4 protein-coding genes are annotated in these 7,191 nt (G+C 66.2%); 2 read left to right on the top strand and 2 right to left on the bottom strand.

The window, feature by feature from the left end:
- Positions 1-405: 405 nt before the first annotated feature.
- Positions 406-1,113, bottom strand: a complete 708-nt coding sequence (locus JHC99_RS15375; RefSeq protein ID WP_182715091.1) for a glutathione S-transferase — start codon at positions 1,111-1,113, stop codon at positions 406-408.
- A gap of 173 nt (positions 1,114-1,286) precedes the next feature.
- Positions 1,287-2,390 (bottom strand): helix-turn-helix transcriptional regulator, encoded by a 1,104-nt coding sequence (locus tag JHC99_RS15370; RefSeq protein ID WP_292155325.1) that lies wholly within the window; start codon positions 2,388-2,390, stop codon positions 1,287-1,289.
- Between the two features lie 223 nt (positions 2,391-2,613).
- On the opposite strand from JHC99_RS15370, the gene JHC99_RS15365 reads away from it, so the two are divergent.
- Both JHC99_RS15365 and JHC99_RS15360 read left to right on the top strand, forming a co-directional pair.
- Positions 2,614-4,314, top strand: coding sequence for a ShlB/FhaC/HecB family hemolysin secretion/activation protein (locus JHC99_RS15365; protein ID WP_292155324.1), 1,701 nt, complete (start codon positions 2,614-2,616; stop codon positions 4,312-4,314).
- Positions 4,315-4,322: 8 nt separating this feature from the next.
- Positions 4,323-7,191: YDG domain-containing protein (locus JHC99_RS15360; protein ID WP_292155322.1), on the top strand; the 2,869-nt coding region annotated here is incomplete at its 3' end.

The following is a 7,191-nucleotide window of genomic DNA, read 5'->3' as shown; positions in this document are numbered from 1 at the left end:
GAGCAAGGCTTTCCTAAAGCCGAGGTCGCAGGTTGGAGTCCTGCCGGGGTCGCCATGAAGTCGGGCAATGGGAGTTCATCTGGACAGCATCAGCCGCGAGCACCCCGCCTTCCGCCGCGAGCAAGACGGGGAAGGCTTATCCTTGTCCGCAAGGAGGGGCAGGATTCAGCCTTCAACGAGATAGCACGAGACTTGATCAACTCTGCCGGCGAGGAGTTTCTGGTCTTCCCCACCACAGATGGTCAGACAGGATATGAACGGGTTTTCGTCCTTCCTGTTTGAGAAGGTCTCGGGCTCTCGACGCCCAGAGCCCGTCTCGACGCCCTTTGCCGATACTGACCCTGTTACTCTTAGGCATCATGGCGACTTCGCGGATGTGAAGGGCGCCATAGTCCGTCAATCTGGCTATTGACGGGCGCTCAAGACCTTGCGGAGCGAAACCTCGATCTTTCCGCCGCTCCAGGTGTCCCCGTAATCTGACCGCGCCTTATTGGCCAAGTCGGCCAAGGGCGAGAGGGCGGCCACCCTCCTGGACAGGGCCGCTGTCATCGGTGCGGCATCCCTGATCAAGTCCTCGAGGGGCTGGAACCTGTCGGCCAGGGTGGCCCAGAGCGTCGCTGTCACAAGATCCGCCATCTGTGGTTTTGCGCTGCCGAGCAAGAAGCCGGAGGTCCCCGTTAGGCCGTGACGTCGGCCGGTCTCCTCCCAGAGGGACATCCATTTTCTCAGACGCGGCTCGAAGTCGGCCCATCGCGGGTTTGTCCACATCTGACGGCCGCCGTCGAGCGTGAGTTCGTCGATCAGATCATTGGCGTCATTGATGATCTTGAGCGTCAAAGCCCGAGCCCCGGGCGTTGCCGGCAGCAAATCGAGAGTTTCGCCGAGATAGAGGAGAATGGCCGGCATTTGGGATAGCGCGACCTTATTCTGTTCGTCGATAAGAACCGGCGGCGCCATGAAGGGCACTGGCATGGCGCGGACCGGCCCCTCCATCAAGCGGGAAATCTCTCTGTCGTCGGGCTCCCGCCAAGTCTTGCCGGAATAGGCCAGAACCGCGCGAACGAACTGCCCCCGAAAGGGCAGGGACCAATAATAGAGGGTGTAGTCCGTCATAGCGAACCTTTGATCCATGAGCTCACTGACGAACGCGGGCGGGCGTCAGGCGTTCACGGCGCCACGCGCTGGGCTTCAGAACAGCCCGTCGCAACGGATCGCCAGCGCGGTCGCGATCCGGCGCTCCGAATTCGCCGGTCGCCAGGATGGGGATGCCGACATAGTCTTCGTCATTAAAGTCGCGCCAGAAGCGCCACGAGTTCCAGTTGGCTCCGCACGCCGCATTTCTCGAATATGCGGCGTACATGTGTGCGTACCGTCCCGACGGCGACGCCGTTGGCTTCGGCGATTGCTTGGGGCCCCATTCCGGCGGCTAGTTTGGCGGCGACTTCCGCCTCTGCCCTGGTCAGGTGAAACAGGCTGCGTGTTGCGGCGACAAGGCGCGCCTCCTCCTGTCGCGGCGGGCGAATTACCACCAGGGCGGCGGCCCCGAACCTCAGGGCATAGTCTCCAGGTGCGGCGCAGACTTCGGCAAGGGTCGGCCGGTCTCCTCTGGCGTCGCGCAGCACGACGGGTCGGGGCGGCGGCCGGAGGCCGCCGGTGCTCGCCGCCGCCGCAGCGATCGCGGTGCGAAGGGCGGCGGTGTCCGCATCGCGAGCGCCGGCCGCCATGCCGCGCGTCACGCGCAGGATCTCGCCCGAAGTCGCCATCGCCTCAGCGGCGGGGGAGAGCGCCAGGACTCGACCGTGCCCGTCACAGATGAGGATGGCGTTTGAAAGCGTATCTAGAAGCCCCAGGGCGAGGTTCAATCCTCGCGCGTCCAGGGCGATCTGGGTCCGGACGGCGGCGCGGACGTGAGGAACGACGGTTGCGAAGGCCCGACGCTGTTCCACTGTCACATTGCCCTGAGACTCGCTCCGCATCAGCGCCAGACCCACCAGCAGGTCGTCCTGGCGCAGCAGCGGGGACAGGCAGGCGAAGGCCAGATCATGCCGACGCAACCAGGCGCCGTATTCCGGAAAGCGCGCGGCGTCCTGCGCGCTGGTGAAGGCCGTTTCGTCGAGCACCGCCATCTCGGGCGCCGCCATGCCGATTCGAACGCGCGAGTTCACGCGCGGGTCGCCGCCGCCCGCCGTCACGAACTCGGCGGAGGCTTCCGGCGGCAAGCCCGTCATCCAGTTGAACGGCACCGCCGCCTCTCGACCCAGGCCGATCAGTTCGCCGCCCTTTGAACCGGTCAGCCTGGCCAGGCCTTCCAGCGCCTCCACCCAGGTCCGGTCCCCCAAACCCACGCCCTGGAAGGCGGCGGTCGCCGCCGCGACATCCTCTTCGGTCACGCTACAAGCTCTGAGCCGGCGAGCGAATGCTGATTCATCACTGCGTTGTCCTTCTCTGGCGCGAGTCTCCTGGATCGACCGAAACCTCTACAAGATTGTAGATGCAGACAAGAGTGAGGGAGTCTAGTTCAGCGAACAAGGACTGGATCGCCGCCTTACGGCGGTTGGGGAGAGGGCAGGCGTGATGGGTGGTATTGCAAGGCGCGGCGCCTCTTGGCGACTTATGGAAGGCGCATCGGCCCTAGCCGTCGCGCTATTCTTAAGCGCAGGCGTCGCCTCGGCCCAGGTCGTCCCCGGCCAGACCCGCGAGGAGATCGATCCGGCGCGTCAGGCCCGCCCGGTGGCCGCACCGGTGGTTGATCCCGCAACCTTGTACCAGCCCGGACAATGCCCCTTCACAGGTCAAGGTCGCACGACCCTGACGCGGATCGAGGCGCAGGGCGCCAGCCTGATCTCCGACGCCGAGATTCAAAGCGCGGTCGCAGATCTGATCGGTAAGGACAGCGATCTGTCGGTGCTCTGCGTCGCTCGGGACCGCGTCGCCGCCCTGTACGGTGCTAAGGGCGAAGCCCTGGTGCGGGTGGATCTGCCCCAACAGCGGATGACGGGCGGCGTCCTGGTGATCACCGTGACCGAAGGTCGAGTGGTCAGCGCCTCCGTGATTGACGCCGACAAACTGGGCCCTGCGGCCGCCCTTGCCGCCGACTATCTGAGCGCTCTGAAAACGGAACGGGCGACGCGCTGGCGCGAAGTCGAACGCGCCTTTCTGTTGGTTCGCGACATTCCCGGCGCCGACCCGTCTTTCAGCATCCGTCGCGCGGAGACGGGCGAAGCCAATGGTCTGGAAGCCGTGGCGGCCTTCGCCCCTCGGCGGAAGCTGGACGTCACCCTGAGCGGCCAGAACTTCGGTTCAGAAGAAGTCGGGCGCGAGGGCGCCTCGATCCGCCTTGACGCCAACAGCTTCACCGCCTTCGCCGAGCGCACCAGCCTGATCCTGTTCTCGGGTTTGGAAGGCGATCAACGAGTGGTCCAACTGCTGGAGGAATTCCGTATTGGAGCCTCCGGCCTGACCGTTCTGGGCGATGTGGCCTACAGCGAATCCGAGCCCGGCGGCGCCCTGGCGCCGCTAGAGTTGGAGGGACGCTCGACCGTCAGCCGACTCGGCGTCCAGTATCCGGTCGTCCTCACTCGGCCCCTGCGCATGGATGTGGGCGCCCGGTTGGAGTGGGTGGATCAGAAGAACGATCTGGGCGCCTTCCGCCAGCCGAACGGCGATGCGACCGCCCTGTTCGAGGAAAGCCTGCGGGTCCTTTCCGCCGAGGTCGTCGCCACCTGGCGGCCGAGGCAGACGCCGGGGCTTCAAGGCGGGTTCCAAGCCGAGTTGCGCAAAGGTCTGGAGGCTTTCGGCGCCAGCGAAGCCGGCGATCCCTTGTTGTCGCGGCCCGAAGGGCGGCCGGACTTCACCTCGGTTCGAGGTCAAGCCTCGATCCGCAAGGACGTCGTCCTGTCGCCGGGACGCGGCCTCTATGCGGCGGCGGCTTTGCTGGGGCAGTGGGCGCCGGATCCGCTGCCGGCCTATGAAGAGTTCCAGGTGGGATCCTACACCGTAGGCCGGGGCTTTGATCCGGGAGCGGCGTCCGGCGATCGGGCCCTGGCGACCCAGATCGAGGCGGGCTGGGAGGCGGCGTCCGCCCAGGCGGTCTGGACCGTCTTCGGCTTCGTCGATGCGGCCAAGCTGTGGAACCAGGACGCCTTCGGCTACGACAGCCGGCCTTGGTCCGTCGGCGCCGGGGTGCGCGCCCGCACACGCAGGGGGCAGGTCAGCCTGGTCTATGCGGCGCCGCAGAACGCGCCGTTCCCCGGCGCGGTCCGGCCGAAGGATCGGCTGCTGCTGTCGCTCTCCACCACCTTCTCGTTCCGTTGAGGCTCGCCATGAACAACGCTCACGCCGCTCGTCGTCGCGTCTCGCTTCTTCTGAGCGCCGCGGCCCCCGTCGCACTTTTGCTGGCGTTGGCGGCGCCGGCCTCGGCCCAGATCGCAGCCGGCGGTGGAAGCACGGCCGCCGGAACCGTCTCCAACACCTATAACGGATCGGGATCGGCGACCGTCTTCTCGGGCGCGGCGTCCAACACCGGCGGCGCCGACACCTCGACCATCACTTTGAGCGGCTCGCGGACGCTTTTGAACTGGAACGGTTTCAATCTGGCGCCCGGCGACACGCTGAACTTCAACCAGAGCGGCTCGACGAGCATTGCCGTCAATCGGGTTCTGGGCGGAGGCGGCACGATCATCAACGGCGCCGTCAACAGCAACGGCCAGGTCTGGTTTCTCGATTCCTCCGGCGTAGCGGTGGGAGGGACCGCGGTTCTCAACGTCGGCGGACTGTTGTTGTCGTCTCTAGGGCTGACCGACGCCGATATCTTTGACAACGACAGCAGTTTCAACTTCACCGGCGTGGGCGGCTCCGTCGCGGTGAACGGGGGCGCGGCGCTGAACGCCGCCGCCGGCGCGGTGACCGTGGTGGGCCCCGAAATCAACTTCTCAGGCAGCGCGACCGCCAGCGGCAGCATCGCCCTGATCGCCGCGCGTGACGCGACGCTCGTCTTCGACGGTGATCTCGACGCCTATCTTGCGCTCACCGTCGCAACGGGTACCGACAAGAACACCGCAATCAGCGTCGGATCCCAAGCGCGCTTCGACACCGCGTCGGCTGCCGCCGGAGGACGCACCTATCTGATCGCCGCCGGCTACAACGGCGGTCTCGGCTCCATTCTGTTGGGCGGTTCGGCGGCTGACGCAGTGGAGTTCGTCGATGGCGACGTCGTGCTTTACGCAGCGGGAGAGGAGTCCTTCAGTCGCCAATTCATCGCCGGAGGGGCGTTGCAAACACCGACGGGGGCTCCCGCAGGGGATGTGACAATCGGCGCCGCCACGGTTTCCGGGGGCGATCTGAACGTGATTGCGTCCGATGAAGTGATCATCAACGACCTTATCTCAGTCCCCACCGGAAGCGTGCGGCTGGAGTCAGGCAATTTGACCACTGTTTCCGTCTCGGTCGAGGTGGGTCAGAACTATACCCTAAAGGCGCCGGACTGGACCGGAGGCGCCGCTTTTTCGCCGGTCTTCCTCAACGCGGCTTCGGGGATCGGCAAGTTCATCATTCAGGACATGGCCTTCGGCGTAACCCTGGGCGGGCTCAGCGCGCCGGATGAACTTCGCATCACCGCCGAGAACGGCGGCGCCGTCAACGTGGTGGGGACGCTCACCGCGGGCAACGGCCTCTATCTGTCGGGACAGTCGCTCCAGCTCGGCGGCGATCTGACCGAGACCGGAGCGGACGGGGTTCTCAGCCTGACGTCCAGCGACGGAATTTCTCAGACCGCCGGAGCCCTGACGGCGGGAGTCCTGACGATCTCGGCGATCAACGGGGTGACCTTGAATGGTGCGGCCAATGCGATCGGCGCCCTGGGCGCGTCCACCGCGAACGGTTTGAGCCTGGTCGATACAGGCGGCCTGACGGTCAGCGGCGCGCTCAACGGCGGAGCCACCGGGGTCTCGCTGACCACCACGGGCGACTTGACGGTGCAGGCGCCGATCACCGCCAGCGGAATCACCCTGTCGGCGAGCGGGGCGAGTTCGGACATCGTGCTCAACGCGGCGCTCGATGCAGGAACCTCCACGGTTTCGCTCCATGCCGGCGGAACGATCAGCCAGAGCGCCCTGGGCCGGATCACGGGTAATCTGATGGGGGGATCAGGCGGGGCCACCGATCTGACGGCGGCCGTCAACCGTGTTCGCGATCTCGACGTCTTTACGGCCAACGGCTTTTCGCTCGTTGATGAGGGTGGGCTGACGGTGACGGGCGGCGTCAACGCCGGCGCCGGCGACATCTTGGTCCGCACCACCGGAGGAGCCTTGTCGTTCAGCCCCTCGGGGATCGCAAGCGGGCGCGACATCGTCCTTTCCACCGACGGCGACTTCATCAACCAGTCGGGCTCTTCTGCGCTTGCCGCCTCGGGCAAGTGGACGATTTATGCGGCGTCTCCGAACTCCAGCACTTTCGGCGGTTTGGACAGCGGCTCCACGGCCCTCTGGAACGGAACCTTGGCGACACGAGCGCCGGCGGGTCTGAGCGGCAACCGCTACGTCTTCGCCGTCCAGCCCACATTGACGGTCACTACCCTTTCCACGAGCAAGGTTTATGGGACCGATCTGACGGGTTCGGTGGGCGCCCTTTACACCGTCAGCGGCTATCATCCGGGCGTGGCGGGGGCCTTCCTGGCCGATACGGCGGCGACGGCCTTCAGCGGGGCAGCTGCGATCAGCTCTACCGGATCAGCGGAGCGCGCCTCCGTCGCCGGCGGGCCCTATGCCGTCACCGCCGCGCAGGGCACGCTCACCAGCAACAGCGGCTACGCCTTCGCCTTCAGCAACACCGGCCAGATCACCGTCACGCCCAAGGCCCTGACGAGCGCCCTGACCGCCTCGAACAAAACCTATGACGGCACGACCGCCGGTTCCGGCTCGGTCGCCCTGTCGGGCGTCGTCAGCGGCGATACGGTCGGCACGACGGCTGGAACCTGGACCTTCGCCGACCGCAACGCCGGAACCGGCAAGACGGTGACGGTGAGCGGCGTCGGTCTGACGGGGGCGGATGCGGGCAACTACACCGTAACCATTCCCGCCACGGCCCTGGCCGACATCCTTCAGCGCAGTCTGACCGCCACCCTGACCGCCTCGAACAAGACCTATGACGGCACGACCGCCGGTTCCGGCTCGGTCGCCCTGTCGGGCGTCGTCA

Origin of the sequence: Brevundimonas sp. (assembly GCF_016463485.1) — a bacterium.
Lineage (GTDB): Bacteria > Pseudomonadota > Alphaproteobacteria > Caulobacterales > Caulobacteraceae > Brevundimonas.
This window is presented reverse-complemented; position numbering and strand designations above follow the sequence as displayed.